The organism is Nocardioides sp. TF02-7 (assembly GCF_022437945.1).
Lineage (GTDB): Bacteria > Actinomycetota > Actinomycetes > Propionibacteriales > Nocardioidaceae > Nocardioides.
In genome coordinates this window covers 2,304,231-2,327,969 of sequence record NZ_CP092535.1, presented here as the reverse complement: position 1 = coordinate 2,327,969, position 23,739 = coordinate 2,304,231, and the positions used below count along the sequence as shown (strand labels likewise).

Here is a 23,739-nt window from a genome sequence, read left to right as displayed (position 1 = left end):
CGTGTGGGACGTTGATCCCGTGCGCAGGTCGGACCGGGCTCCCCGGGCTCCCAGGGCTCGACGGGTCGCCGCCGCGACGGCCCTGGTCGTCGCGCTCGCGGCGGCCGCGGCCTGCACCGCCGACGACGGGCCCGCGACCGCTCCCTCCTCCCCGGGCAGCCCGACCGCCACCACCAGCCCGACCGGCACGGCCCGCCCGACCGACCCGACCAGCACCGGTGAGCCCCCGTCGTCCTCCCCCGCCCCACCCCGGCCGCCGCGGGTCTCGCCCGGGGACGCCCGGGTCCGCACCGCGGTCGAGGCCGTCACGACGCTGGCCGGCCGGATCGGCCCCCGGCACGGCACCTCGCGGGCCTACCTGCGAGCCGCCGCATGGGTCGAGGCGCGGCTCCGCGAGCACGGCTGGCAGGTGGCGCGGCAACGGTTCCCGGTGCCGGGCGGCGTCTCGTGGGGCGTGCCGGTCGACGCCGGCCGCTCGGTCAACCTGGTCGCGACGCGCGGCACGGCCCGGCCGGGACGGCCGTGGCTGGCGGTCGGCGCCCACCTCGACACGGTGCCCCAGGCCCCGGGCGCGGAGGACAACGCCTCCGGGATCGGGGTGCTCCTCGCCGTGGCCGAGGCGCTCGCGGAGCGCCGCACCCGGCTGCCGGTCGTCCTCGTCGCGTTCGGCGCCGAGGAGCCTCGCGGGCCGGGCGACGACGACCACCACTACGGCTCGCGGGCCTACGTCGACGCGCTGTCGCCCGCGCAGCGGCGGTCGCTGCGCGGGATGGTGTCGCTGGACCGGGTCGGCGTCGGGCCGGCCGTCGTGATCGGCAGCCCCGACGACGGCGACCCGCTCCGCGCCGAGCTGGTCCGTGCGGCGGAGCGCGCCGGGGCGCCGTACGTCGTCGAGGGCGGCCAGCGCTCCAGCGACCACTGGTCCTTCGTCCGTGCCGGGCTCCCCGGCGTCCGGCTGGGCAGCACGCCCTACGCCGGCTACCACTCCGCCGGCGACGTGCCCTCCGTCGTCAGCCGGGCGCAGCTGGAGCGGACCGCGCGGGTGGTGCTGGCCTGGCTGCGGTGACGCGGCCGGGCGTCAGCCGACGCGGATGCGGACCTGGTTGGACGCCTCGCCGCTGGTGTTGTCGACGACCCGGAACCGGTTGACGCCGGTCTGGGCCGACTGCACGTAGGTGCTGAAGGTCTCGCCGCTGACCGGGACGGTCGCGGCGAAGTCGGCCCACCGGCCGCCCTCGAACCGCTGCACCTGCAGCGTCGCTCCTCACCGCCGGGGTAGACCCCGGTGAGGTCGATCCGCTCGAAGCTGCCGACGGCGGTCTGGCCGGCCTGGAGCACGATCTCCGTCTTCGGCTTCTTGGTCGCCTTCTCCGACTTCTCGTCGTCGGCGTCGCCGTCCTCGTCGCCCCTCGTCGTCCGTGTCGTCGGTCTCGTCGCCGGGCGCCTCGGTGTTGAGGGTGACGACCGGGCCGGCGGCCGTGGTCTTGGCCGGCGGCGGCAGGTAGAGGCTCTCCCTCTCACCGGTGCCGTCGGCCGAGGCCTCGCCGTCGTCGCCGAGGCCGAGCATCCGGGTGGCGACGAGCGCGACGCCGGCCAGCACCAGCCCCACGGACAGCCCGACCGCGAGCAGCGCGACCAAGCCCGACACCACGGGGTTGTCGCGCTTCTCCTGCTGCTCGGTCACCGCGCCATTGTGGTCGACGCGGCCAAGCCGGGCCAAACCGTCCCGCGCGGGGGCTCAGAAGCCGCGGGTCCAGACCAGCTGCTCGTGCAGGCGCCGGGAGCGCCACCCGGCCTCGGTGCGGACGAAGGTGTGGTGGTAGAGGCCGCCCACCTCGACCAGCCGCTCGGCGTCGTCGCCGCCGGACCCGGCGACGACCATCGGGTTGTGGAAGTACGCCGTCACCCGCGCCTCGTCGCGGGTGTTGGCGAACGAGATCGCGACCTGGCCGAGCGTGTGCATCCGCTTGGCGGAGAACGCCGGCAGGTTCTCGGCCAGCCAGGCCTTGACCTCGGGGTAGCCGCCGCTGGTGCCGCCGGTCTCGGAGTAGTCGATCCGCGCGTCCGGCGTGAAGACGGTGTCGAGCCGGTCCCACTCCCCGGTGTCGACCGCGATCGTGTAGCGCACCAGGGCGTCGTTGATCTCCGCGCGGTCGCTCAGCTCTGCGATGTCCATGTCTCATCCATGTCGTCGGCCCGCCGGTTTCTTCCCGGCGGTCAGCCTCGGGGGTCGAGGACGACGACCGGGATCTCCCGGTCGGTCCAGGCCTGGTAGCTCTCGAAGTCGGCGTACAGCTCCACGAGCCGCGGCCACAGCGCGGCGCGCTCCGCCGGGTCCGCGACCCGCGCCCGGACCCGACGCGACCGCTCGCCGCGCAGCGCGACCGTCGTGTCGGGGTGCGCCTCGAGGTTGTGGAACCACTGCGGGTGGCGGGGGAGTCCGCCCTGGGACGCGACGACCGCCAGCCGGTCGCCGTCGCGGAGGTAGAGCAGCGGCGTGGTGAACCGCCTGCCGCTGCGCCGTCCGGACGTGGTCGAGGAGCAGGGTCGGCACCGGCTTGCGCCAGCCCGCTCCGATCCGCCACCGGCTGCCGATCCGGCCGTTGGTCAGCCGGAAGACCGGCACGTGGAGGCGGGCGCCGTACTTGATGACCCGCGCGGTGACCGGGGAGTCCAGGCCCGGCGGCCTCTCCTTCGTCGCTGCCATGCCGACACCCTGGCAGACCTTCCCGAAAACTGGAACACGTTCTAACGTGGCGGCATGCGCTTCTCCTTCGCCGAGGGCATGACCCACGCCGACTACTACGCGCCGCTGGCCCAGGCCTGCGAGGCGGCGGGCTACACCTCGATGACCGTCGCCGACAGCCTGATCTACCCGCAGGAGTCCGACGCGCGCTACCCCTACACCGACACCGGCGACCGCGAGTTCCTCCGGGGCAAGGAGTTCATCGAGACGATGGTGCTCTGCGCCCACCTGTTCGCGGTGACGACCACCCTGCGGCTGACTCCGTTCGTGCTCAAGCTCCCCGTGCGTCCCCCGGTCCTCGTCGCCAAGCAGGCGTCGTCCCTGGCGTTCCTGTCCGGCAACCGGCTCGGGCTCGGGGTCGGGCTGTCGCCCTGGCCGGAGGACTTCGCGGCCCTCGGGGTGCCGTGGGAGAAGCGCGGCAAGCGGATGGACGAGTGCATCGACATCCTGCGCGGGCTGACGCAGCCCGGCGAGGAGCCGGCGTTCTTCGGCTACTCCGGGGAGCTCTACGAGCTCGAGCCGCTGCAGCAGTGCCCGGCCCCGACCGAGAGGATCCCGATCCTCGTCGGCGGGCACTCCGACGCCGCGCTGCGGCGCGCGGTCCGCAAGGGCGACGGGTGGATGCACGCCGGCGGTGACGGCGAGGAGCTCGACCGGCTGCTGGCCCGGCTCGCCGAGATCCGGCGGGAGGAGGGGGACACCCGCGACGACTTCGAGGTGCACGTGATCTCCTACGACGCCTACACCCCCGACGGGGTGAAGCGGCTCGCGGACAAGGGCGTCACCGACTGCATCGTCGGCTTCCGGGTGCCCTACGTCGAGGGCCCCGACACCGAGCCGCTCGAGACGAAGGTCAAGCACCTCGAGCAGTACGCCGAGAACGTGATCGCGAAGGTCGCCGGATGAGCGAGGCCCTCGGTCTCACCAAGGTCCTGCAGGACGCGATCGCGGAGGCGGAGGAGCTGGTCGCGAACGCGCCGTTCATCCGCACCGAGGCCGACCGGCTCGAGGGCTACGACTACCTGGCCGGCCGGATCCGGATGGCGGTGCAGACCGCGTTCGACTACGACCTCGAGCACCCGCTGTTCATCAACCCCACCCACCAGTTCTCCCGCCAGGGCCTCGACAACCCGGACGCCGTCTACCTCCACGCCTACCTGAAGGAGGGCGTGGAGTACGTCGTCCGCGGCCGGCGCGGGACGTCGGCCGACCTGTCGTTCCAGGTCATGGGCGGCAGCTACTCCGCCGACGCGGCGGCCACCAGCATGCTGGCCTTCGACGACCGCGAGCTCGACCTCGCCGACGACGGCTCGTTCGAGCTCACCTACACCGCCGAGCCCGGCGCGAGGACGATGATCGTCCGCGAGGTCTTCAACGACTGGGACACCGAGGAGCGCGGGACGCTCTGGATCGAGCGCCCCGACACGCTGGGCCGGCCGCGCCGGCCGCCGAACCGGGAGCTGCTGGCGAAGAAGTACGACGTGGCCGCGCGGTCGCTGGTCGGGTCGATCCGGACCTGGTTCGCGTTCCCGCACTTCTTCCAGTACCAGGAGCCCGCCAACACGCTGACCGTCCCCGCCCGGACCCCGGGCGGGCTGTCGTCGCAGTTCTCCTCGATCGGCCACTACGACCTCGCCGAGGACGAGGCGCTCGTCGTCAGCGTGCCGCGCTGCGACGACTGCACCTACCAGGCGATCCAGGTCGGCTCGGACTGGTACGCCTCGACCGACTACGAGACGCACCAGACCTCGCTGACCAAGGCCCAGGCGGTCACCGACCCCGACGGCGTCCTGCGGTTCGTCGTCTCGGAGCGGCCGCCGGGTGGCGCGCCGATCGCCAACTGGCTCGAGACCACCGGCCACCGCACCGGTCCGATGATGCTGCGCTGGCAGCGGCTCGAACGCGACCTGACGGCGGCCGACGGCCCGACGGTGGAGAAGGTGAGGGCCGACGACGTCGCGTCGGCCCTCCCCCACTACGCGCCGCTGACGGCGGAGCAGTACGCCGCCCGGATCACCGCCCGGCAGCGGGCGGTGGCCCGGCGGATGATCAGCTAGGGATCCAGTCGAAGGTCGACGGGTTCGGGCCCTGGCGCCCTGCCTCGCCCTTGTCGAGGCCGGCGATCGCGGCGACCTCGTCGGCGCTCAGCTCGAAGTCGAAGACGTCGAAGTTCTCCACCAGCCGCTGCTTGCGCAGCGACCGCGGGAAGACGATGTCACCGCGGTCGACCGCCCAGCGCAGCAGCACCTGGGCCGGGGTCTTGCCGTGCCGCTGCGCGACCTCGGCGACGACCGGGTCGTCGAGCTCGCCGCCGCCCTGTCCGAGGGGCGACCAGACCTGCACCTCCGCCCCGTGCCGGCGGGTGGCCGCGCGGGCCGCCTCGTTGCCGAAGTAGGGGTGCACCTCGATCTGGTTCACGACGGGCGCGACTCCGGTCGCCTCGACGATCCGGTCGAGGTGGTCGGGCTGGAAGTTCGAGACGCCGACGGAGGTCGTGAGCCCCTCCTCGCGCAGCTCGAGGAGCGCCTCCCAGGTGGAGACGTAGTCGCCGTCGTAGCGCGTGGGCAGCGGCCAGTGGATGAGGAACAGGTCGACCCGGTCGAGGCCCAGCCGGTCGAGCGACGCGCGGAGCGAGTCCTTCGCGACCTGCTTCTCGTGCCGGTTGTTGTTGAGCTTGGTCGTCACGTAGACGTCGTCGCGCGCGAGGCCGGACTTCGCGAGCGCGGCGCCGACGCCCTCCTCGTTGCCGTACATCTGCGCGGTGTCGACGTGGCGGTAGCCGACCTCGAGCGCGTCGGACACCACGCGCTCGGTCTCCGGGGGGCGGCACCATCCAGACGCCGAGGCCGAACTGCGGAATGGACGTGTCGTCGTTGAGCTTGATGGCAGGAGTGGTCACGAGGGGATGCAATCACAGCCGGACCGGCCGTATTCCGTGCGTCACCCCTCGACCAGAAATGGAACACGTTCTAGTGTGACCGCGTGATCCCGCTCCTCCAGGACAAGGTGGTCGTGCTCTCCGGCGTGGGGCCCGGCCTGGGCCGCGCCCTCGGCGAGCAGGCGGCGGTGATGGGCGCCGACCTGGTGCTCGCGAGCCGCACCGAGCGCCGGCTCGAGAAGATGGCCGCGGTCGTGCGCGAGCACGGCCGGCGTGCCCTCGTCGTACCGACCGACATCACCGACGAGGCGGCCCGCGAGCGCCTCGTCGACGCCGCCCTCGACGAGTACGGCCGGGTGGACTGCCTGGTCAACAACGCGTTCGGGATCCCGCCGATGGACCCGATCACCACCGTCGGCCTCGACGCGCTGCGGGCGGCCAACGAGACCAACGTGTTCGCGCCGCTGCGGCTCTCGGCGCTGTTCGCCGACGCCCTCGCCGCCAGCGGCGGGTCGGTGGTCATGGTCAACTCCTGCGTGGTGCACAGCAGCCAGCCCGAGTACAGCGGCTACAAGCTGTCGAAGGGCGCGCTGGCGCACCTCGCGTCCTCGCTCGCCACCGAGCTCGGACCGCGCGGCATCCGCGTCAACAGCGTCGCGCCGTCGTACATCTACGAGGACGTCAACAAGGCCTACTTCGACTGGATCGCGTCGGAGACCGGCCGCACCCACGAGCAGGTCTACGCCGAGAAGGCGGCCCCGACCGACCTCAAGCGGCTCGCGACCCCCGACGAGGTCGCCCGCGCGACCCTGTTCCTCGCCAGCGACCTCGCCTCGGCGGTGACCGGGCAGCTGCTCAACGTCGACTGCGGCGAGTTCCATGGCGGCTGAGGCCGCGCCGCGGCAGCGCCCCGACGTCGGGTCGTACGACGACATCGCGGCCGCCGCGGTGCGCACCACCGGCCTCTCCGACTTCGGCGGCACCGACCACGAGGAGGGCCTGCGGCTCCTCGTCGACGACCTCGCCTCGCCGGAGGCCGGGCTGACGCCGGTCGGCAACTACTTCCACCGCGCCCAGGTGAAGAGCGCGCTCGTCGGCCGGCTGCTGACCGAGGCGCGGTTCGCGGAGTTCCCCGAGCACGCGCAGGTGCCGGTCGAGCGGCCGATCTTCGTCGTCGGCCTCCCGCGCACCGGCACCACCGCGCTGCACCGGCTGCTCTGCGCCGACCCCGCCCACCAGGGCCTCGAGCTCTGGCTCACCGAGTTCCCCCAGCCGCGGCCGCCGCGCTACACCTGGGCCGACGACCCGGTGTTCACGGCGATGCAGGACGCCTTCCGGCGCCACCACGTCGCCAACCCGGAGTTCCTCGGTATCCACTACATGGACGCCACCTCGCCGGAGGAGTGCTGGCGGCTGCTGCGCCAGACCGGCCGGTCGATCTCGTTCGAGTCGCTCGCCGACGTGCCGAGGTACTCCGCGTGGCTGGCCGAGCAGGACTGGACCGGCGCCTACGAGCGGCACCGCCGCAACCTCCAGCTGATCGGCCTGCACGACCACGACCGGCGCTGGGTGCTCAAGAACCCCTCGCACCTGGTCGCGCTCGACGCACTGATGAAGGTCTACCCCGACGCCCTGGTCGTGGTGACCCACCGCGACCCGGTCACCTCGTTCGCATCGGCGTGCTCCCTCTCGGCGGAGGCCACGGCGGGGACGTCGACCACCTTCGTCCGCGACGGCATCGGCCGCACCCAGCTCGACCTGCTGTCGCGCTCGTGGCACCGGTTCCACGACGCGCGGCCGGCGTACGACCCCGGCCAGTTCGTCGACGTCGACTACCGGGCGTTCGTCGCCGACCCGGTGGGCACGGTCGCGAAGGTCTACGACGCCTTCGGCATCCCGTGGAGCGACGCCGCCCGGGCCGCGGTGGAGCGGATCGACCGCGAGTCGCGGACCGGTCGGGCGCGGCCCGCGCACCGCTACGACCTCGCCGACTACGGCCTCGACGAGGCGCAGGTCAGGGAGGCGTTCGCCCGGTAGGTGGGTGGGGCTCAGCCGGCGAGGCAGAGGCAGAACGGGTGGCCGGCGGGGTCGAGGAACACGCGGAACGTCTCGCCCGGCTGGTGGGGGTGCCTGGTGGCGCCGAGCTCGAGCGTCTGCTGCTCGGCCCGGTCGAGGTTGTCGACGTCGACGTCGAGGTGCACCTGCTGGGGAACGTCCTGGCCGGGCCAAGCCGGTGCCCGGTAGTCCTCGACCTTCTGGAAGAAGAACGCCCGGTCGCCGCTCTCGACCGACGCCCAGCCGTTGTCGTCGTCGGCCGAGGCCGTCCAGCCGAGGAGGGCGGCGTAGAAGCGGGCGAGCGCTGCCGGGTCGGGACAGTCGATGACGAAGGAGGGATCACGTGCGATGGTCATGGCGCGACGCTACGACGCGCCACCGACACTCGGCTGCCGCTGCCGTCCACAGCGCCCAGGGACTGCCCTTCCGCTTCGCGGCCTCCCGGCACACCCTGCCGCCATGGACCTCGACGCGTCGCCCTCGGTCACCCCTCACCCTGCCGCCCGGCTGGCACACCCGCCGCGACCTCGGCCACGGCATCGTCCTCGCCGCCCGGCCCGCGGTGGGGCCGGCGTACGGACGGGCGGGGCCGGTGCACGCGCAGGTGCCCGGCCAGGTGGGTGTCAGCCCCGAGATCGTGCTGCGGACCACCCCGGTCGACACCGACCTCCTCGCCTGGCGCAGCCAGGCCCTCGACGACCTGCGCGTCCAGCTGCCCGGCTTCACCCTGCTCAGCGCCGGGTGGAGCGACGCCGGCGGCCGCCGCGCAACGCGGTGCCGCTTCAGCCACCGGCTCGGCACCGCGGTCGTCGTCACCGACCAGTGGGCCTGGCGGCTGGGCGGGGGCGGCGGGGTCGGCGTGACCCTCACCTGCTCCGCCGCCGAGGACGACCACCCGTCGTACGCCGCCACCTTCGCCCGCGTCGCCGCCGGCCTGGAGGTGGTGGAGCGGGCGGCGTGAGGTCGGGGCGGTCGGGGCGGCCCGGCGGCGGCTGTTCGGGTGCGGATGGTCGTGCACCGCAGCGGCTCCCGCGGTCCCCTTGCGGTTTGGGACCAAACCGCACCTCTCCCGGCCACGCTCCGACCCTTTGCCCACGATTGGTCACGAACCGCAGCCCATCACCCCGCCCAGCTGCGGTTTGGGACCAAACCGCACCACCCGCCCGCCGCGCTCCGACCCTTTACCCACGAATGGTCACGAACCGCAGCCCGACGCCCCGCCCAGCTGCGGTTTGGGACCAAACCGCACCACCCCGGCCGCGCTCCGACCCTTTACCCACGAATGGTCACGAACCGCAGCCCATCACCCCAGCCCAGCTGCGGTTTGGGACCAAACCGCACCACCCGCCCACCGCGCTCTGACCCTTTACCCACGAATGGTCACGAACCGCAGCCCGACGCCCTGCCCAGCTGCGGTTTGGGACCAAACCGCACTTCCGGCCCCCCGACCACCCTCACCGCCGCGCCGTGACCCGCACCCGAGCACCGCGCCGCGGGACGCTCGTGATGTTGCGGACCTTCGGCACGTCGGAGCCGACGGCGCGGACGTCGTAGCGGCGGAAGACCTCGCGGAGCACCTCGGTGCCCTCCATCAGCGAGAAGCCGGCGCCGATGCAGCGGCGGACGCCGCCGCCGAACGGGATCCACGTGTTGGGGGCGGGCTGCTCCCCGACACCGGGCAGGAAGCGCTCGGGGCGGAAGACCTCGGGGTCGGGGAAGTTGCTCTCGCTCTCGTGGCTGACCAGGATCGACGGTCCGACCGTGGCGCCGGCGGGGAGGTCGCGGCCGCCGATCGTCACCGGCTGCTGCAGCGTGCGCACCACCATCGGGATCACCGGGTGCAGCCGCATCGACTCCTTGAGGACCGCCTCGAGCCAGGCGTCGCCGGCGGCGTCCTCGGCGTCGGCGGCCTGCTGGGTGCGCGCAAGGAGGTCGGGGCTGCGGCCGACCTCGTGCAACGCCCACGACAGGGCACTCGCGGTCGTCTCGTGGCCGGCGAGCAGGAGCGTCACCAGCTGGTCGCGCAGCTCGGTGTCGTCGAGGCTGTCGCCGTCGTCGTCGCGCCCGGTGAGCAGGAGCCGGGACAGTACGTCGGCCCGCGACCCGAGGTCGGTGGCCCGGCGGCGGTCCCGGATCTCGGCGTACATCAGCCGGTCGAGCTCCATCTGGTTGTCGACCGTGCGCCGCCACGGGCCGAAGCGCTGCAGCTGCGGGTAGGCCCAGCCGAGCAGCACGACCGGCGGCACCTCGACCGTGGCGGTCACCCGGGGCCGCAGCTGCGCGAGCCGCTCCTCGTCACTGACGCCGAACACGACCCGCAGGATCACCTCGAGCGTGAGCGCGTTCATCCGCTCCAGCGCCCGGAACTCCTCGCCGTCGCGCCAGCCGCCGACCGCCGCGCCGGCCACCTCGGCGACCAGGCCCCGGTAGCCGCGCAGGGCCTGGCCGTTGAACGCCGGCATCAACAGCTTGCGGGCCCGGTGGTGCTCACGGGAGTCCTGGAGCAGCAGCGAGTGCTCGCCCATGATCGGGCCGAGGATCGCGTTGCCCTTGCCGGCGTGGAACACCTCCGGGTCGCCCGCGAAGATCTCGCGGGTGTCCTCGGGCCTCGTGAACAGCACTAGCGGCCGGCCGCCGGGGACCATCCGGATCGTGAACGCGTCGCCGTAGCGCCGGTGCAGGTAGGTGTGGAACCGGTGCCGGAACCGCAGCAGCACGGCCGTCTGCACCAGCGGCGGCCAGGTCGGTCCGGGCGGCAGGCCGTCGGTCGGCACCGGCCTCGAGCCGCCTCCGGTGGTCGAGCCGCTCATCCGCCGCAGCCGGGCGGCGGTGAGGTCGGCGGTGTCGGGGAGCTGGGGGGCCGGCGCCTCGGTCGTCACCCGGCAGAACCTACGCCGGGCTGCGGCTTCTCCGCCGGACGGTGCTCGTGGCCCGTCCGGCCGTGGGTACGCCGGTCCTCCTTCATCTCCGACTCGTAGAGGTGGCGGCGGCCGCCGACCAGCTCGTCGCGGGCCGCGCGCTCGAGCTCGCGGAAGGTGGCGTAGTAGTCGTCGTCGTACTCCTCGACGATCTGGAACGTCCACCGGCCGGCCAGCACGTTGCGCCCCACCAGGTCGCGCTCGATGCGGTCGGCCAGCTCGGTGTGGCCGGCCTCGCGCAGTTGGTCGACCGCCTTGCCGAGGGTGAGGTCGGCGGTGCCGGTGATGCGGTGGAAGGAGTAGAGGTGGCCCCGCGCGATCTCGGTCGCCTCGAGGGCCTCGGACAGGTTGCCGAGCGCCTCGACGGTGAGGTCGTCGACGCCGTCGGGCCGCTGGTGCTCGTGGTCGGTCACCTCGCCCATGCTGACAGACCGCCGAAGCCGGGGGCCGGAGCCCGCTGCGCCGCCCTCCCGGTCGTGGGACGTCATGCGGACAGGGCCACCGGTGGCCCCCTCCGTATGACCTCCTGGGCGAGCCTCAGCCGAGGAGGCCCTCCCGACGGGCGATCGCTGCCGCCTCGGTGCGGCCGCCGGCGCCGAGCTTGCCGAGGATGTTGGAGACGTGGACGCTCACCGTCTTGGTGCTGATGAACAGCTGCCGCCCGATCTCGCCGTTGCTGCGGCCGTCGGCCACGAGGGCGAGGATCTCCAGCTCGCGCGCGGTCAGCCGCTGGTGCGCGGGCTCGGCGGACCTCGTGGGCGTGCTGCCGATGGCGCGCAGCTCGTCGAGCAGCACGGTCGCCCCGAGCCGGTGGGCCGCCTCGCGGGCGAGGTCGCCGTGGTGGCGGGCCGCGGCGGTGTCGCCGAGGGTGCGGAGGATCGCGGAGTACGACGTCCGCACCCGCGTGAGCTCCGGGACGTGGCCGAGCGCGGCGAACCCGTCGACCGCCGCGTCCCACGCCTCGACCAGCTGCTCCCGCTCGGGCTGCTCGACACCGGCCAGCCAGCGCACCCGCAGGTGCTCGGCGCGGAGCCGGGCGGCCCACGCCCGGCCCTCGACCTGCCACTGGCCGGGCTCGTCGTAGCGGTCGAGGACGGCGGTGCCGTCGGCGAGCAGCTGATCGGCGCGCTCGACCAGGACGCCACGCCGGGCGGCGGGGGTGGCGGGGAGGCCGCGGCCGACCGCGGCGAGCACCTGGGCCGCCATCCGCACGCGGGCACCGAAGTGCGGGGTCCAGATGCGGGAGAGGACGGTGACGGCGTCGTCGTAGACCGCCAGCGCCGCCTCGGGGTCGGTGCGGCCGACGACCTCGATCTCGAACCCGGCGGACTGCACGGCGACGGCTCCCTCGTCGGGCCAGACCTTGCGCAGCTCGCGCAGCTGGTCGAGCACGTCGTGGCCGCGGGCGTCGAGGATCGCCAGCCGGTAGGGGCTCGATGACGGCGCGTGGGATCACGGGGGCCGCGTCGTCGACGACGGCGAGCAGCTGGAGCGCCTCGTCCCAGCGGCCGAGGGTGTAGAGCACCGACCCGAGCTGCCAGCGGGCGTCGAGGACGTAGGGGGCCCAGGTCCGGCCGCTCCGGCTGCCCTGCTCCATCAACGAGCGGAACCACCGCTCCGCGCCGTCCCACTCGGCGGCGTCCTGGTAGGAGCGGGCGAGCAGCCAGCGGCCGCGCAGCTCCGCACCCGTCGCACCGGTGGCCTCGGCGCGCCGGACCGCCTCCTCGAGCGCACCGCGCACGTCGGACTCGGACCCGCCGGTGCGCAACCCACCGAGCGTCGTGACGATCTCGGAGACCAGCCGGGGCAGGTCGAGACGCTCGGCGAGCTCCAGCGCCTCGGCGGCGACCGCCTGCGCCTCCGCGGTCCGCTTGCAGTCGGCCAGCACCCGGGCGTGGGTCGCCAGCACCCGGGCGCGCAGCCGGCTCTCGCCCGCGGGCACGAGGTCGACCGCCTCCTTCGAGACGGCGACGGGGTCGAGGTCGGTCTCGATGTAGCCGAGCAGGTCGGCGTAGAGCCCCAGCATCGTGGGCCGCCAGGTCGGCGGCGCGTCCGGCGGCAGCCGGTCGAGGTGCTCGGCGAGCAGCTGGACGCCGCGCTGCGCGTCGCCGCAGTCGGCGATCGCGTCCGCGGCCTTGACCACCAGCTTGCCGAGGTCGACCTCGAGCCGCGCCAGCCGGTCGGCGTCGGTCAGCAGCTCGAGCGCCCGCTCGTAGTGACGTGCGGCCTCGTCGGGGCCGCCGACCGACGCGGCCTCGTCGCCCGCCTCGATGCTCGCGACGGCGGCGCGGTCGAGGTCCATCGCCCTCCGGGCGTGACGAGCCAGCTCGGCGGCGGTGCCCCGGGCGCTGCGCGAGGTGAGCGCGTCGACGTACTGCTGGTGGAGGCGCACCCGCTCACCGGGGAGCAGGTCGTCGTAGACGGCTTCGCCGAGGAGCGCGTGCCGGAAGGAGTAGTGACGGCTGCCGGCGACGAGGACGTTCATCTCGACGGCCTGGCGGATGCCGGCGTCGAGGTCGGTGCCGGGCATGCCGGAGACCGCCGCGAGCTGCTCGTGGGTGACCTTGCGGCCGGCGACGCTCGCGATCCGCACCACCTGCCGCGCCTCGTCGGAGAGCCGGTCGAGCCGCACCAGCAGGAGGTCGGCGAGGTCGTCGGGCACCCAGCCGCCACCGGAGGCCACCAGCTCCTCGACGAAGAAGGCGTTGCCCTCGGCGCGGTCGACGATGCCGGCCAGGTCACGCTCGTCGAGCCTGTGCGGGGACAGCTCGCGGATCAGGGCACGGACGGCGTCCTCGGTCAGCGGCGACAGGGCCAGCCGGTCGACGCTGGGGATCCGGCTCCACTCCGCGACCTGCCGCCGGAGCGGGTGGCGGCGGTGGAGGTCGTCGGAGCGGTAGGACGCCACGATCGAGACCGGGCGCTCGAAGCTGCGGGTGAACAGGAAGCCGAGCAGGTCGCGGGTCGACTGGTCGGCCCAGTGGGCGTCCTCGACGACGAGCAGGAGCGGGGCCGTCTCGGCCGCGGCCTCGAGCAGCGTGTGGACCGCGGCGAACAGCTGGGAGCGGTCGGTGCTCGGCCCGTCGCCGCTCTCGGCGCCGGCGAGGACCCGGCGCCCCGGTCGGAGCCGGGCGAGCGCAGGGTGGGCGGCGGCGACCCGCTCGACCACGTCGGGGAGGTCGGCGTCGAACCGGTCGAGCACCTCGCTGAACGGCAGGTAGGGCAGCGCGCTCTCGCCGAAGTCGAGGCAGTGGCCCGCGAGCACCCGCCACCCCTCGGCACGGGCCAGGTCGCGCAGCTCGATGAGCAGCCGGGTCTTGCCGACCCCGGCGTCGCCGGAGAGCAGGACGGCACCCGGCCGCCCCTGCCACCGGCGGTCGTCGGCGCCGATCCCGACGAGCTCGGCGAGCTGGGCGAGCTCCTGGTCGCGCCCGACCATCGTCCGGCTGGTGTGCGTTGCCACGGGCACCATCATCGTGCCCGCCACCGACACTGCGCCTCCCGGTTTCGTCGGCTCCCCGGCGGTCAGCGGACGGTCCGGTCGGCCGCGGCGGCCCGGCGCGCCCACGAGGCGCGCGAGCGACCGGAGCGGCCGGAGGCCAGGCCCTGCGGATCTTGGAGCGCCGGTAGTCCAGCTCGGACCGGACGTACTGGCTGCTGTCGTACTGGTTGCTGTCGAACATCGTCGTCTCCTCGGTGGGTGCCCCTGCACCCGGACGCTTCCCTGGCTGGTACGACGACACTGGCGCCCTGAGGTAGGCGACCACATCGGGAAAGTGCCTTAGATCCACCCGACGGCGCCGCGGGTGGCTACCTCAGGCCGCCCCCTCACCGGCCATGAGGTGGGATGGACCAAGCGGCAGTCCAGCCAGCGTGAGGAGGTGTCGATGGAATTCGCGGAGGTCGTGCGCCGTCGCCGGATGGTGCGCAGCTACACCGACGAGCCGGTCGACCCGGCGGTGGTCGAACGCGCCCTGGAGCACGCCACCCGGGCGCCGAGCGCGGGGTTCTCCCAGGGCTGGGCGTTCGTCGTCCTCGACCGGCCCGAGGACGTCCGTCGGTTCTGGGCCGCCTCCACCGACGACGTCGACCGGCCCGACCGGTGGCTGGCCGGGATGATGCGCGCCCCGGTGGTGGTCGTGCCGTGCAGCGTCCGCGCGGCCTACCTCGACCGCTACGCCGAGGCGGACAAGGGGTGGACCGACAGGGACGAGCGGCGGTGGCCGATGCCGTACTGGCACCTCGACACCGCGATGGCGTCGCTGCTGGTCCTCCAGACCGTGACCGATGCCGGGCTCGGGGCCTGCTTCTTCGGCATCGTGCCCGACCGGGAGGTGCAGGTACGGCGGGCGCTCGGCCTCTCCGACGAGGGCGACCCCCACCCGATCGGGGCGATCACGATCGGCCACCCCGCTCCCCGCGGCTCGGGTGCGGCGGGCTCGGCGACCCGCCGGCGGCGTACGCCGTGGACCGAGGTCGCCCACCGCGGCCGGTTCGGGGCGGGCTGGTCCTGATGCCGCGCCCCAGCCCGGTCGTCACCCACCTCTCGCCCGACGAGCTCCACGGGCGGGAGCCGGTGCTGCCGCGGGTGGCGCGTCTGCTGCGGCCCTACCGCGGCAAGATCGCGCTGGTGCTGGTGGCCGTGGTGGCCGCCGCCGCGCTGACGGCGCTGGTGCCGTTCCTGACCCGCGCCGTGTTCGACGACGCCCTGTTCCCGGTCGACGGCGGCGCACCGGACCTCGGGCTGCTCGGCTGGCTGGTGGCGGGCATGTGCGCCATCCCCGTGCTGACCGCGCTGATCGGCATCGGCCAGAACTGGCTGACCTCGACGGTCGGGAACTCCGCGATGGCCGACCTGCGCGGCGACCTGTTCGAGCACCTGCAGAAGATGGAGCTGGCGTTCTTCACCGCCACCAAGACCGGCGCCATCCAGTCGCGGCTGGCCAACGACGTGGCCGGCGTGCGGACCGTGCTCACCGACACGGCGACCACGATCGTGCAGAACTCGGTCACCGTCGCCGCGGCGTTCGCGTCGATGGTCGTGCTGTCGTGGCAGCTGACCGTCCTCACCCTGGTGCTGATGCCGCTCTTCGTGTGGCTGCAGCTGCGCGTCGGCCGGCGCCGGCAGCGGCTGGCGCGCCGCACCCAGGAGTCGCTGTCGGAGATGACGGCGATCACCGAGGAGGCGCTCAGCGTCTCCGGCATCCTGCTGGCCAAGGTCTTCAACCGGTCGCCGCAGGAGGTCGAGCGCTACCGCGAGGCCAACCGCCGCCAGACCCGGCTGCAGGTCGAGCAGGCGATGACCGGCCGCACGTTCTTCGCCGTGGTGCAGACGTTCTTCGCGATCACGCCGGCGCTGATCTACCTCGTCGCCGGCCTGATCATCACCGGCGACCTGCCGGTGGGCGCGGGACGCGCTGACGGCCGGCACCGTCGTCGCGTTCACCACGTTGCAGGGGCGGCTGCAGATGCCGCTCATGCAGCTGATGCGGGTGTCGCTCGACGTGCAGACCTCGCTGGCCCTGTTCCGCCGGATCTTCGAGTACCTCGACCTCGAGCCGGCGATCACCGAGCGGCCGGACGCGGTCGCGCTCGACCCGGCGCGGCTGCGGGGGCGGGTCGAGCTCCGCGGGGTGTGGTTCCGCTACCCCGAGCCGCGCGCGCTGTCGGGTGCGGTCGACCGCGACCGGTTCGGCGACTCCGGCGTCCGGATCGAGGCGGACGGCGACCGGCCGACCGGTCCGGGGTGGGCGCTGCAGGACGTCTCGCTGGTCGTGGAGCCCGGGCAGCTGGCGGCGATCGTGGGTCCTTCGGGCTCCGGCAAGACCACGGCGACCTACCTGGTCCCGCGGTTCTACGACGTCACCGAGGGCGCGGTGCTCATCGACGGGCACGACGTGCGCGACCTGACCCTGTCGTCCCTCGCCGACGCGGTCGGCATGGTGACCCAGGAGCCCTACCTCTTCCACGGCACGATCCGCGACAACATCGCCTACGCCCGCCCGGGCGCGACCGCCGAGGAGATCGAGCGGGCCGCGCGGGACGCCAACATCCACGACCGGATCATGAGCTTCCCCGAGGGCTACGAGACGATCACCGGCGAGCGCGGCTACCGCCTCTCCGGCGGGGAGAAGCAGCGGCTGGCCATCGCCCGGGTGCTGCTGAAGGACCCCCGGATCCTGGTGCTCGACGAGGCCACCTCGGCGCTCGACACCGAGACCGAGCGGCTGGTGCAGGAGGCGCTCGAGCGCGCCACCCGCTCGCGGACGACGATCGCGATCGCCCACCGGCTGTCCACGATCCGCTCCGCCGACGTCATCTTCGGCCTGCAGGACGGTCGGGTCGTCGAGCGCGGCACCCACGACGAACTGCTCGCCGACCCGACGGGGCTCTACGCCCGGCTCTACGTCGAGCAGTTCTCCCGTCCCGGCGGCCGCGCCGACGACGGGCGCCGGGCGGACGTGCCGATCTGAGGGTCAGGCCCGCCGGCCGAAGGTGAGGTGCGTGACGCCGGTCGGCGACGACACCGTGGCGACGTCGTACTGCTCCTCCAGCGCCTCGAGCCCGTCCCAGAGCCGCACCCCGCGGCCGAGCACGATCGGCACCACCACCACGTGGAAGTGGTCGACCAGCCCGGCGGCGAGGAAGTCGCGGACCACGGTCGGTCCGCCGCCGAGGCGGACGTCCCGCCCGCCGGCGGCCTCCCGCGCCACCGCGAGCGCCTCCGCGGGCGGGGCGTCGAGGAAGTGGAAGGTGGTGCCGCCCTCCATCTCGATCGGGGGCCGCGGCCGGTGGGTGAGGACGTACGTCGGGGTGTGGAACGGCGGGTTCGGGCCCCACCAGCCTCGCCAGTCCGGGTCGTCCTGCCAGCCGGGTGGCCCGAACTTGCCGGCGCCCATCACCTCCGCACCGATGCCCGGCTCGTGCCGCTCGGCGAAGGCGTCGTCGACGCCCTCCGTCCCGCCCGGGCGCCCACTCATGGCACGACCGAAGCGGGTGGCGAACATCCACTCGTGGAGCCGCTCACCGGCGTGGCCGAACGGCTCCTCGGCCGAGAGCCCCTCCCCGGTGGCGAAGCCGTCGAGCGAGATCGAGAAGTTGTGGACGCGGACGCGGGACATTCACGGCCTCCTGCTGGGCGGTGGTGGCTGACAGGAAGTCCGACCGGCGCCGCGGCCGGTCCTCATCGCCGGCTCACGGCTCGATCAGCCCGGCCCGGATGGCGTACCGGGTCAGCTCGGTGCGGTCCCGCATCCCCAGCCGGGCGAGGATGTTGGCGCGGTGCCGCTCCACGGTCTTGATGCTGATGGAGAGGATCCGGGCGATCTCCTTCGACGAGCGGCCCTCGGCGATCAGCTTGAGCACCTCGTCCTCCCGCGGCGTCAGCACCGTCTCGGGCACCCGCTCGCCGCGGGCCAGGCGGTCGAGGTAGTCGCGCACGAGCGCCCCCATCGCCCCGGGGTAGACGAACGCCTCGCCCCGCATCGCCGCCCGGCAGGCCTCGACGAGGTCCTCGTCGACGACCGACTTGAGCACGTAGCCGCTCGCGCCGAGCTTGAGCGCCTCGAAGAAGTACTGCTCGTTGTCGTGCATCGACAGCATCAGGATCCGCGGCGGCTCCCGCCGGCGGGCGATCTCGCGGGCCGCCTGCAGCCCGGTCATGGTGGGCATCGCGATGTCGAGGACGACCAGGTCGACCTCGGTCTCACGCAGCGCGGCGACGGCCTCGGCGCCGTCGGCGGCCTCCGCCACCACCCGGAGGTCGGGCTGCTGCTCGAGGATCAGCCGGACGCCGCGACGCACCAGCGCGTGGTCGTCGGCCAGCAGGATCCGGATCACTGCTCGACCACCGGCACCCGCAGCCGCACGGTGGTGCCGCGTCCCGGCGCGGACTCGACCTCCACGACCGCGTCGACGAGCGCGGCGCGGTCCCTCATGCCGAGCAACCCGGTGCCGGTGCGGTCGCCGTCGTCGGCGAGCCCGCGGCCGTCGTCGGTGACCTCCAGCACGACGTCGGGACCGACGTGGAGCAGCGAGAGGTCGACCCGGGTCGCCGCGGCGTGCCGCACCACGTTCGTCAGCGCCTCCTGGGCCACCCGGTAGACCACGACCTCCGCCTCCCCGCGACAGCGGGGGCAACCCGGGTCCGAACGTCCGGCGCACTGGTCGGTCCGCCGTGCGCGGCCACGTCGGTGGCCAGGGCCGACAGCGCGGGCAGCAGGCCCAGGTCGTCGAGCACCCCGGGCCGCAGCTCGCGCGCCACCCGGCGTACGTCGTCCAGGCCGGCCCGCGCGGTCTCCCGGATCAGCTCCAGCTCCTCCTGCAGCTCGGCCGGAGCCCGGGCGGCCACCTGCTTGAGGCCGAGCAGCACCACGGTGAGGCTCTGGCCCACCTGGTCGTGCAGCTCCTGGGCGATCCGGTGCCGTTCGGCCTCCTGCGCGGCCAGCGCCCGGGCGCTGCTGCTCGCGCGCTCTGCCTCGAGCCGCTCGAGCATGGCGTGGTAGCTCTCGGCCAGCCGGGCGCCGGCGCCACTGCCGGTGGCCTCCACCCGGCGACCGGCGCCACCGAGCTGCGCGGTCGCCATCTCGCGGATCACCCGGTCGACCGGCCCCAGGGCCGAGCGCAGCAGCACCGCGTTGGCGGCGAGCACGACCGACAGCCCGACCACCAGCACGACGACCTCCGACACGACGACGTCGGTCGACACCCGCGCCGGCGACACGACCAGGACCAGCGTGCCGACGGTGAGGACCGCACCGTTGATGAGGCAGACCAGCCAGTAGAGCGAGGAGTTCGCGAGCCGCACGGCCCCAGCCTCGCCGACGCGCGGGCGGACGTCATCCCGGAGGCGGCGGCGACCCGCCGAGGAGAGCCGGAAAAATGGGTGGAGGACCCCATTCGGTGGGGCGCGCGGACCGGGTTGACTCGAAGCATGTCCCGCTCGCAGGCACCGCCCCGACTCCGCCTCCTCGTGGGGCGGCTGCTGGCGGGGCGGGACGATGACGCCGGCGGCACCGTGACCGTGCTGGACCCCGCGGTCACGGTGCCGCTGACCGTCCGCGAGACGACCGCCGACCAGAAGGACGTCCGGCTGCTGCTGGAGGTGGTCGTCCGCCCGGTGGGCGCATCCGCCGCGCACGACGTCGAGCCCCTCGTCTGCGGGGTCGTCCCCCTCGTCTCCCGGTGGGTGCGCCGCCACCGGCTCGCCGACCTCACGCCCGACCTCCACCACGTCTGGCACGACCCGGTCGCCGAGCTCCTGGAGTCGCTCGGCGCCGACCTTCTCTCCCTGCGGGTGGTCGCGATCGAGCACCTGATCCTGTCGCCGTCCGGGTATGCCCACCACCGGGACGCCGATGGACCCAGGTGATCTCTACCTGGTGCTGCTCGGCGGCTGCGCCGTGCTCCTCGCGGCCGTGGCCGCCGTACGTCTCTCCACCCGCGCCGGACTGCCGACGCTCCTGATCTACCTCGCGCTCGGTGTCGTGCTCGGCGAGGCCGGTCTCGGGCTCCAGTTCGAGGACGCCGACCTCGTCCAGCTGCTCGGCAACCTGGCGCTCGCGATCATCCTCGTCGAGGGCGGCTTCACGACCGACTGGAAGGTGGTCCGGCCGACCGCACCGCTGGCCGCCGTCCTGGCGACGCTCGGGGTCGCGATCTCCGTCGGCGTCACGACGGCGCTGGTGCTGCTGGCTCTGGACGTCGACCTGCGCACCGCGATCCTCCTCGGCGCCGTCGCATCGTCCACCGACGCCGCCGCCGTCTTCGCCGTGCTGCGCAAGATGCCGATCCGCGGCGGGCTGCGGGCGACCGTCGAGGCCGAGTCGGGGTTCAACGACCCGCCGGTGATCATCCTGGTCACGGTGGTCACCTCGTCGGCCTGGCACGACGCCAGCGGCCCGCTGATCGTCGCTCAGGTCGGCTACCAGCTCGTCGGGGGTCTCCTCGTCGGCCTGGCCGTGGCGACCGGCGGGCGCTGGCTGCTCGCCCACAGCGCGCTGCCGGCGTCCGGCCTCTACCCGATCGCCACCCTGGCGATCGCGTTCGCCGCGTTCGCCGGCGCCGGGCTGGTCGGTGCGAGTGCGTTGATGGCGATCTACGTCGCCGGCCTGGCCCTGGGCAACATGGACCTGCCCCACCGGGCCACGACCGGCAGCTTCGTCGAGGGGCTGGCCTGGATGGCCCAGATCGGCCTGTTCGTGATGCTCGGCCTCCTCGCCAGCCCGAACCGGCTCTGGGACGCCCTGCCCTACGCCCTGGTCGTCGGCTGCGCGCTGACCCTGGTGGCCCGGCCGCTGTCGGTGCTGATCTGCGCCACCCCGTTCCACGTGCCGTGGCGCGACCAGGCGTTCATCAGCTGGGCGGGGCTCCGCGGGGCGGTGCCGATCGTGCTCGCGACCATCCCGATGAGCGTCGGCCTGCCCGGCGCGACCCGGATCTTCGACGTGGTGTTCCTGCTGGTCGTGCTGTTCACCCTCCTGCAGGGGCCGACCCTGCCGTGGGTCGCCCGGCGGCTCGGCGCCACCGCCGAGGAGTCGCCACGGGAGCTGGCCATCGAGTCGGCCCCGCTCGAGGCGCTCTCCGCGACCCTGCTCCAGTTCACGGTCCCCGCCCGCTCCCGCCTGGCCGGGGTCGAGGTCTCCGAGCTCCGCCTCCCCCGCGGCTCGACGGTCGCCCTGCTCCTGCGCGACGGCGAGATCTGGGCCCCCACCCCCGGCACCGTGCTGCGCCGCGGCGACCACGTGCTCGTCGCCGCCGCCCGCGAGCACCGCCGCGAGATCGAGCGCAGGCTCCACGAGATCAGCGACCACGGCCGACTCGCCCGCTGGTACGCCGCCCTCACCCCCCACCGCGCCTCGTCACGATCCCGAGCACGCCGCCTCCTGAGCTTTCGGTGGGCGGTGGCCGTGGTGAGCCGGGAGGTGAGGTTTGGTCCCAAACCGCAGATCCGCGGCCCCGAAACATGAGGTTTGGTCCCAAACCGCACACCCGCCGCCCCGAACCATGAGGTTTGGTCCCAAACCGCAGATCCGCCGCCCCGAACCATGAGGTTTGGTCCCAAACCGCACACCCGCCACCCCGAACCATGAGGTTTGGTCCCAAACCGCACCTCACCGCCCCCTCGATACCGTGAGGATCGAGGTGATCGCGATGTCCGAGGACGAGGCGCGCAGCGACCCCGTGCGTGACCGTGACCGGCGCGGGGCCGAGAAGGCCGCGGCCCGGGCCCGGATGGCGCAGCAGAACACCTGGGTCGACCTGCAGGTGCAGCGGGCGATCGAGCGGGGCGACTTCGACGACCTCCCCGGTGCCGGCAAGCCGATCCGCGGCATCGGCGACCAGCACGACCCGGAGTGGTGGGTCAAGCAGCTCGTCGAGCGCGAGCGGATCACCGTCCTCCCCGCCGTCGCTCCAGCTGCGCAAGGACGACGCCGAGCTCGACGCCCGGCTCGACCGGCTTGCTGCCGAGGCCGAGGTGCGCCGCGAGGTCGAGGACTTCAACGCCCGGGTGATGCACACCCGGTACACCCCGTCCGACGGGCCGCCGCTGATCACGATGCCGCGCGACGTGGCGGAGACGGTGGCCGCCTGGCGCGAGCGGCGGGCGGCGCGGCGAGCTGCCGCCCCGCCCCGCGCCGTCGCCGCCACCGAGGCGGCGGTGGTGGCGCCGCCGCTCCTGAGGCCCCGAGTCTCAGCCGTCGGCCGCGAGCGTGCGCCAGTGGCTGACGACCCGGCCCCCGTCGTCCGCGAGATGAACGGCGAACGTCGGCCCGAGCTGCTCGGTGATCACCGGCAGCTCCTCTGCGTCGAGGGTGACGGTGGAGGCGGTCCCGCCGCCGATCAGCAGCGGCCGTCCGGCGAACGTCGTCGCGCCCGCTGTGTGCGCGTGACCCACGAGCACCGCAACGACGTCGCGGTGGCGGCGCAGCACCGCCTCCAGCCGCTCGGCGTCGCGGAGCCGGATCGGGTCCATCAGCGCGACGTGGATCGGCACCGGCGGGTGGTGGAGGCACACGACCGCCGGCTCCCCGGGTGCCCGCGCCGCGAGCTGCTCGTCCAGCCAGGTCAGCGACGCCGCCTCGAGCTCGCCGTGGTCGACCCGTTGCCCGGCCCGTGCCGGGACGAGCGAGTCGAGCATCAGGAACAGGTGGCCGCCCACCCGGTGCGCCGTGTCGGCCGGGCGGTCCGCCGGCAGGCCCCGCCAGGCGGCGTACGTCGACCGGACGTCGTGGTTGCCCGGGCACACGAGCACCGGGGCGGTGCCCAGCGACGAACCGAGCAGCCGCTCCGCTGCGGCGTACTCCTCCGGCAACCCGTGGTCCGCGACGTCGCCGGTCACCACGACGACGTCGACCTCGGGCCGCATCGCCGCCACGTGGTCGAGCACGCGCTGCGCCCGCCGCTCGGCCTCCGGGGAGCCGCCGAGGTGGAGGTCGGACACGTGGGCGATCACCAGCATGGTGGCCCCAGCCTACGGAGGAGACCGTCGCGGTGCCGGTAGGGCTCGGGGGCACCGGCGAGCCGCCATCCCGCCCACCGCGGCACCCGCCAGCGACGGCATCCCAGGCGGGTTCGTGCGCCGCCCCGCCCGCCGGGCACGTCGCGCCTCCGCACGAGCGAGGTCGCGCAGCTCGCGTGCCAGCCCCTCGAAGACCTCTGCCAGCTCGGCGGTCGTCAGGCCGGAGAGGTCGAAGTTGCGTTCCCCTCGCGGTTCGCGCCACTCCTCGGGCTGGTCGTGGTCGCGGAGCCAGCCGTGGTCGCGGAGCCAGTCGTCGGCCCAGTCGTCGTCCGAGTCGTCGTCCGAGTCGTCGGCCCAGTCGTCGTCCCAGTCGTTCGAGTCCTCCTCTCCGTCGTCGGGGTCGTCGGTCGCGGGCAACAGGTGTGTCATGCCGGGACGCTAGGACCGCCGGCCGACCCCGGCCTGCTCGTGCGGCACTGCCTGTGGACGACGGCCGGCTGGTGCGGCCCTGTGGACAGTTGCCGGGCCGTCGCGCACGTTCCCCTGGGACGTCATACGAGCCGTGGGCGATCGCCCTCGCGACGTATGACGTCCGCGCCCGGCCCGGTCCGCGCCCGGCCCGAGCCGCGTCCGCACCCGGCCCGCGCGGCGAGACCTGCGTCATACCGCCGGCCGTGACCCG

Annotated in this window: 25 protein-coding genes and 3 pseudogenes; 12 read left to right on the top strand and 16 right to left on the bottom strand. The window is 73.9% G+C overall.

Annotated features, from left to right (window positions below):
- Positions 1-19: 19 nt before the first annotated feature.
- On the top strand, positions 20-1,066 hold the full coding sequence (locus MF408_RS11930) for a M28 family metallopeptidase (RefSeq protein WP_240251527.1): 1,047 nt from the start codon (positions 20-22) through the stop codon (positions 1,064-1,066).
- 12 nt (positions 1,067-1,078) lie between these two features.
- Here MF408_RS11930 and MF408_RS11925 read toward each other — a convergent pair whose 3' ends face one another.
- Genes MF408_RS11925 through MF408_RS26895 form a run of 4 tightly spaced genes read right to left on the bottom strand, consistent with a single transcriptional unit; the run spans position 1,079 to position 2,493 of the window.
- Entirely contained in the window at positions 1,079-1,249 is a 171-nt protein-coding gene (locus MF408_RS11925) for a hypothetical protein (RefSeq protein ID WP_240251526.1), read from the bottom strand.
- Positions 1,250-1,264: 15 nt separating this feature from the next.
- The gene (locus MF408_RS11920) at positions 1,265-1,684 is read right to left on the bottom strand and encodes a hypothetical protein (protein WP_240251525.1); all 420 of its coding nucleotides are present in this window, start codon (positions 1,682-1,684) and stop codon (positions 1,265-1,267) included.
- A 54-nt stretch (positions 1,685-1,738) separates the two neighbouring features.
- Positions 1,739-2,176, bottom strand: a complete 438-nt coding sequence (locus MF408_RS11915) for a nuclear transport factor 2 family protein (RefSeq protein WP_240251524.1) — start codon at positions 2,174-2,176, stop codon at positions 1,739-1,741.
- A 41-nt stretch (positions 2,177-2,217) separates the two neighbouring features.
- Positions 2,218-2,493 (bottom strand): nitroreductase/quinone reductase family protein, encoded by a 276-nt coding sequence (locus MF408_RS26895; RefSeq protein WP_345893943.1) that lies wholly within the window; start codon positions 2,491-2,493, stop codon positions 2,218-2,220.
- 268 nt (positions 2,494-2,761) lie between these two features.
- Here MF408_RS26895 and MF408_RS11905 point away from each other — a divergent pair, with 268 nt between their 5' ends.
- A complete protein-coding gene (locus MF408_RS11905) occupies positions 2,762-3,652 on the top strand; it encodes a TIGR03619 family F420-dependent LLM class oxidoreductase (RefSeq protein ID WP_240251522.1) in 891 nt (296 codons plus the stop codon).
- Positions 3,649-4,803 (top strand): hypothetical protein, encoded by a 1,155-nt coding sequence (locus tag MF408_RS11900; protein WP_240251521.1) that lies wholly within the window; start codon positions 3,649-3,651, stop codon positions 4,801-4,803. The genes MF408_RS11905 and MF408_RS11900 overlap by 4 nt, the downstream gene beginning before the upstream one ends.
- On the opposite strand, the pseudogene MF408_RS11895 reads toward MF408_RS11900, so the two are convergent.
- Positions 4,796-5,645 (bottom strand): annotated as a pseudogene (locus MF408_RS11895) (aldo/keto reductase). The gene MF408_RS11900 and the pseudogene MF408_RS11895 sit on opposite strands and share 8 nt — an antisense overlap.
- Positions 5,646-5,728: 83 nt before the next feature.
- On the opposite strand from MF408_RS11895, the gene MF408_RS11890 reads away from it, so the two are divergent.
- Together MF408_RS11890 and MF408_RS11885 are read left to right on the top strand one after the other, a co-directional pair.
- Positions 5,729-6,514, top strand: a complete 786-nt coding sequence (locus MF408_RS11890) for an SDR family oxidoreductase (protein WP_240251519.1) — start codon at positions 5,729-5,731, stop codon at positions 6,512-6,514.
- Positions 6,504-7,661 (top strand): sulfotransferase, encoded by a 1,158-nt coding sequence (locus MF408_RS11885; protein ID WP_240251518.1) that lies wholly within the window; start codon positions 6,504-6,506, stop codon positions 7,659-7,661. Before MF408_RS11890 ends, MF408_RS11885 begins: the two co-directional genes overlap by 11 nt.
- An 11-nt stretch (positions 7,662-7,672) precedes the next feature.
- Here the strand turns inward: MF408_RS11885 and MF408_RS11880 are convergent, their stop codons facing one another.
- Positions 7,673-8,035 carry a VOC family protein gene (locus tag MF408_RS11880; RefSeq protein ID WP_240251517.1) on the bottom strand — a complete coding sequence of 121 codons (363 nt, stop codon included), beginning with the start codon at positions 8,033-8,035 and terminating at the stop codon, positions 7,673-7,675.
- Between MF408_RS11880 and MF408_RS11875 the strand changes: the two genes are divergently transcribed.
- Entirely contained in the window at positions 8,023-8,640 is a 618-nt protein-coding gene (locus tag MF408_RS11875) for a hypothetical protein (protein WP_240251516.1), read from the top strand. The two genes, MF408_RS11880 and MF408_RS11875, sit on opposite strands and share 13 nt — an antisense overlap.
- Before the next feature lie 493 nt (positions 8,641-9,133).
- On the opposite strand, the gene MF408_RS11870 is transcribed toward MF408_RS11875, so the two are convergent.
- The 4 genes and pseudogenes from MF408_RS11870 to MF408_RS11855 form a co-directional block, all read right to left on the bottom strand.
- Entirely contained in the window at positions 9,134-10,558 is a 1,425-nt protein-coding gene (locus tag MF408_RS11870; protein WP_240251515.1) for a cytochrome P450, read from the bottom strand.
- Positions 10,555-11,010 (bottom strand): hypothetical protein, encoded by a 456-nt coding sequence (locus tag MF408_RS11865; RefSeq protein ID WP_240251514.1) that lies wholly within the window; start codon positions 11,008-11,010, stop codon positions 10,555-10,557. Before MF408_RS11865 ends, MF408_RS11870 begins: the two co-directional genes overlap by 4 nt.
- Before the next feature lie 124 nt (positions 11,011-11,134).
- Positions 11,135-11,803 (bottom strand): response regulator transcription factor, encoded by a 669-nt coding sequence (locus MF408_RS25375; RefSeq protein ID WP_275693466.1) that lies wholly within the window; start codon positions 11,801-11,803, stop codon positions 11,135-11,137.
- Positions 11,804-13,514: 1,711 nt separating this feature from the next.
- Positions 13,515-14,036 (bottom strand): annotated as a pseudogene (locus MF408_RS11855) (ATP-binding protein); the annotation flags it as partial.
- A gap of 448 nt (positions 14,037-14,484) precedes the next feature.
- Here MF408_RS11855 and MF408_RS11850 point away from each other — a divergent pair.
- The 3 genes and pseudogenes from MF408_RS11850 (at position 14,485) to MF408_RS11840 (ending at position 17,070) form a co-directional block, all read left to right on the top strand.
- A complete protein-coding gene (locus MF408_RS11850) occupies positions 14,485-15,111 on the top strand; it encodes a nitroreductase family protein (protein ID WP_240251513.1) in 627 nt (208 codons plus the stop codon).
- Positions 15,111-15,944 (top strand): annotated as a pseudogene (locus MF408_RS11845) (ABC transporter ATP-binding protein); the annotation flags it as partial. The gene MF408_RS11850 and the pseudogene MF408_RS11845, both read left to right, overlap by 1 nt.
- Before the next feature lie 121 nt (positions 15,945-16,065).
- Complete coding sequence (locus tag MF408_RS11840; protein WP_240251512.1) at positions 16,066-17,070, top strand: ATP-binding cassette domain-containing protein; 1,005 nt, start codon at positions 16,066-16,068, stop codon at positions 17,068-17,070.
- Between the two features lie 3 nt (positions 17,071-17,073).
- On the opposite strand, the gene MF408_RS11835 is transcribed toward MF408_RS11840, so the two are convergent.
- The 4 genes from MF408_RS11835 to MF408_RS11820 all read right to left on the bottom strand — a co-directional run bounded on the left by MF408_RS11835 (position 17,074) and on the right by MF408_RS11820 (position 19,403).
- Positions 17,074-17,718, bottom strand: a complete 645-nt coding sequence (locus tag MF408_RS11835) for a dihydrofolate reductase family protein (protein ID WP_240251511.1) — start codon at positions 17,716-17,718, stop codon at positions 17,074-17,076.
- Positions 17,719-17,791: 73 nt separating this feature from the next.
- Positions 17,792-18,436, bottom strand: coding sequence for a response regulator transcription factor (locus MF408_RS11830; protein ID WP_240251510.1), 645 nt, complete (start codon positions 18,434-18,436; stop codon positions 17,792-17,794).
- Positions 18,433-18,705, bottom strand: a complete 273-nt coding sequence (locus MF408_RS11825) for an ATP-binding protein (protein WP_240251509.1) — start codon at positions 18,703-18,705, stop codon at positions 18,433-18,435. The genes MF408_RS11830 and MF408_RS11825 overlap by 4 nt, the downstream gene beginning before the upstream one ends.
- Positions 18,675-19,403: a histidine kinase gene (locus MF408_RS11820; RefSeq protein ID WP_240251508.1), complete on the bottom strand. Its 729-nt coding sequence runs from the start codon at positions 19,401-19,403 to the stop codon at positions 18,675-18,677. Before MF408_RS11820 ends, MF408_RS11825 begins: the two co-directional genes overlap by 31 nt.
- Positions 19,404-19,529: 126 nt before the next feature.
- Here MF408_RS11820 and MF408_RS11815 point away from each other — a divergent pair, with 126 nt between their 5' ends.
- The 3 genes from MF408_RS11815 (at position 19,530) to MF408_RS11805 (ending at position 22,324) form a co-directional block, all read left to right on the top strand.
- Positions 19,530-19,967 (top strand): hypothetical protein, encoded by a 438-nt coding sequence (locus MF408_RS11815; protein ID WP_240251507.1) that lies wholly within the window; start codon positions 19,530-19,532, stop codon positions 19,965-19,967.
- Positions 19,933-21,564, top strand: coding sequence for a potassium/proton antiporter (locus MF408_RS11810; protein ID WP_240251506.1), 1,632 nt, complete (start codon positions 19,933-19,935; stop codon positions 21,562-21,564). Before MF408_RS11815 ends, MF408_RS11810 begins: the two co-directional genes overlap by 35 nt.
- A 184-nt stretch (positions 21,565-21,748) precedes the next feature.
- Entirely contained in the window at positions 21,749-22,324 is a 576-nt protein-coding gene (locus MF408_RS11805) for a DUF1992 domain-containing protein (protein ID WP_240251866.1), read from the top strand.
- On the opposite strand, the gene MF408_RS11800 is transcribed toward MF408_RS11805, so the two are convergent.
- Together MF408_RS11800 and MF408_RS11795 are read right to left on the bottom strand one after the other, a co-directional pair.
- Positions 22,290-23,057 (bottom strand): metallophosphoesterase, encoded by a 768-nt coding sequence (locus MF408_RS11800; RefSeq protein WP_240251505.1) that lies wholly within the window; start codon positions 23,055-23,057, stop codon positions 22,290-22,292. The genes MF408_RS11805 and MF408_RS11800 overlap by 35 nt on opposite strands.
- Positions 23,058-23,069: 12 nt before the next feature.
- Positions 23,070-23,486, bottom strand: a complete 417-nt coding sequence (locus tag MF408_RS11795) for a hypothetical protein (RefSeq protein WP_240251504.1) — start codon at positions 23,484-23,486, stop codon at positions 23,070-23,072.
- Positions 23,487-23,739 lie beyond the last annotated feature (253 nt).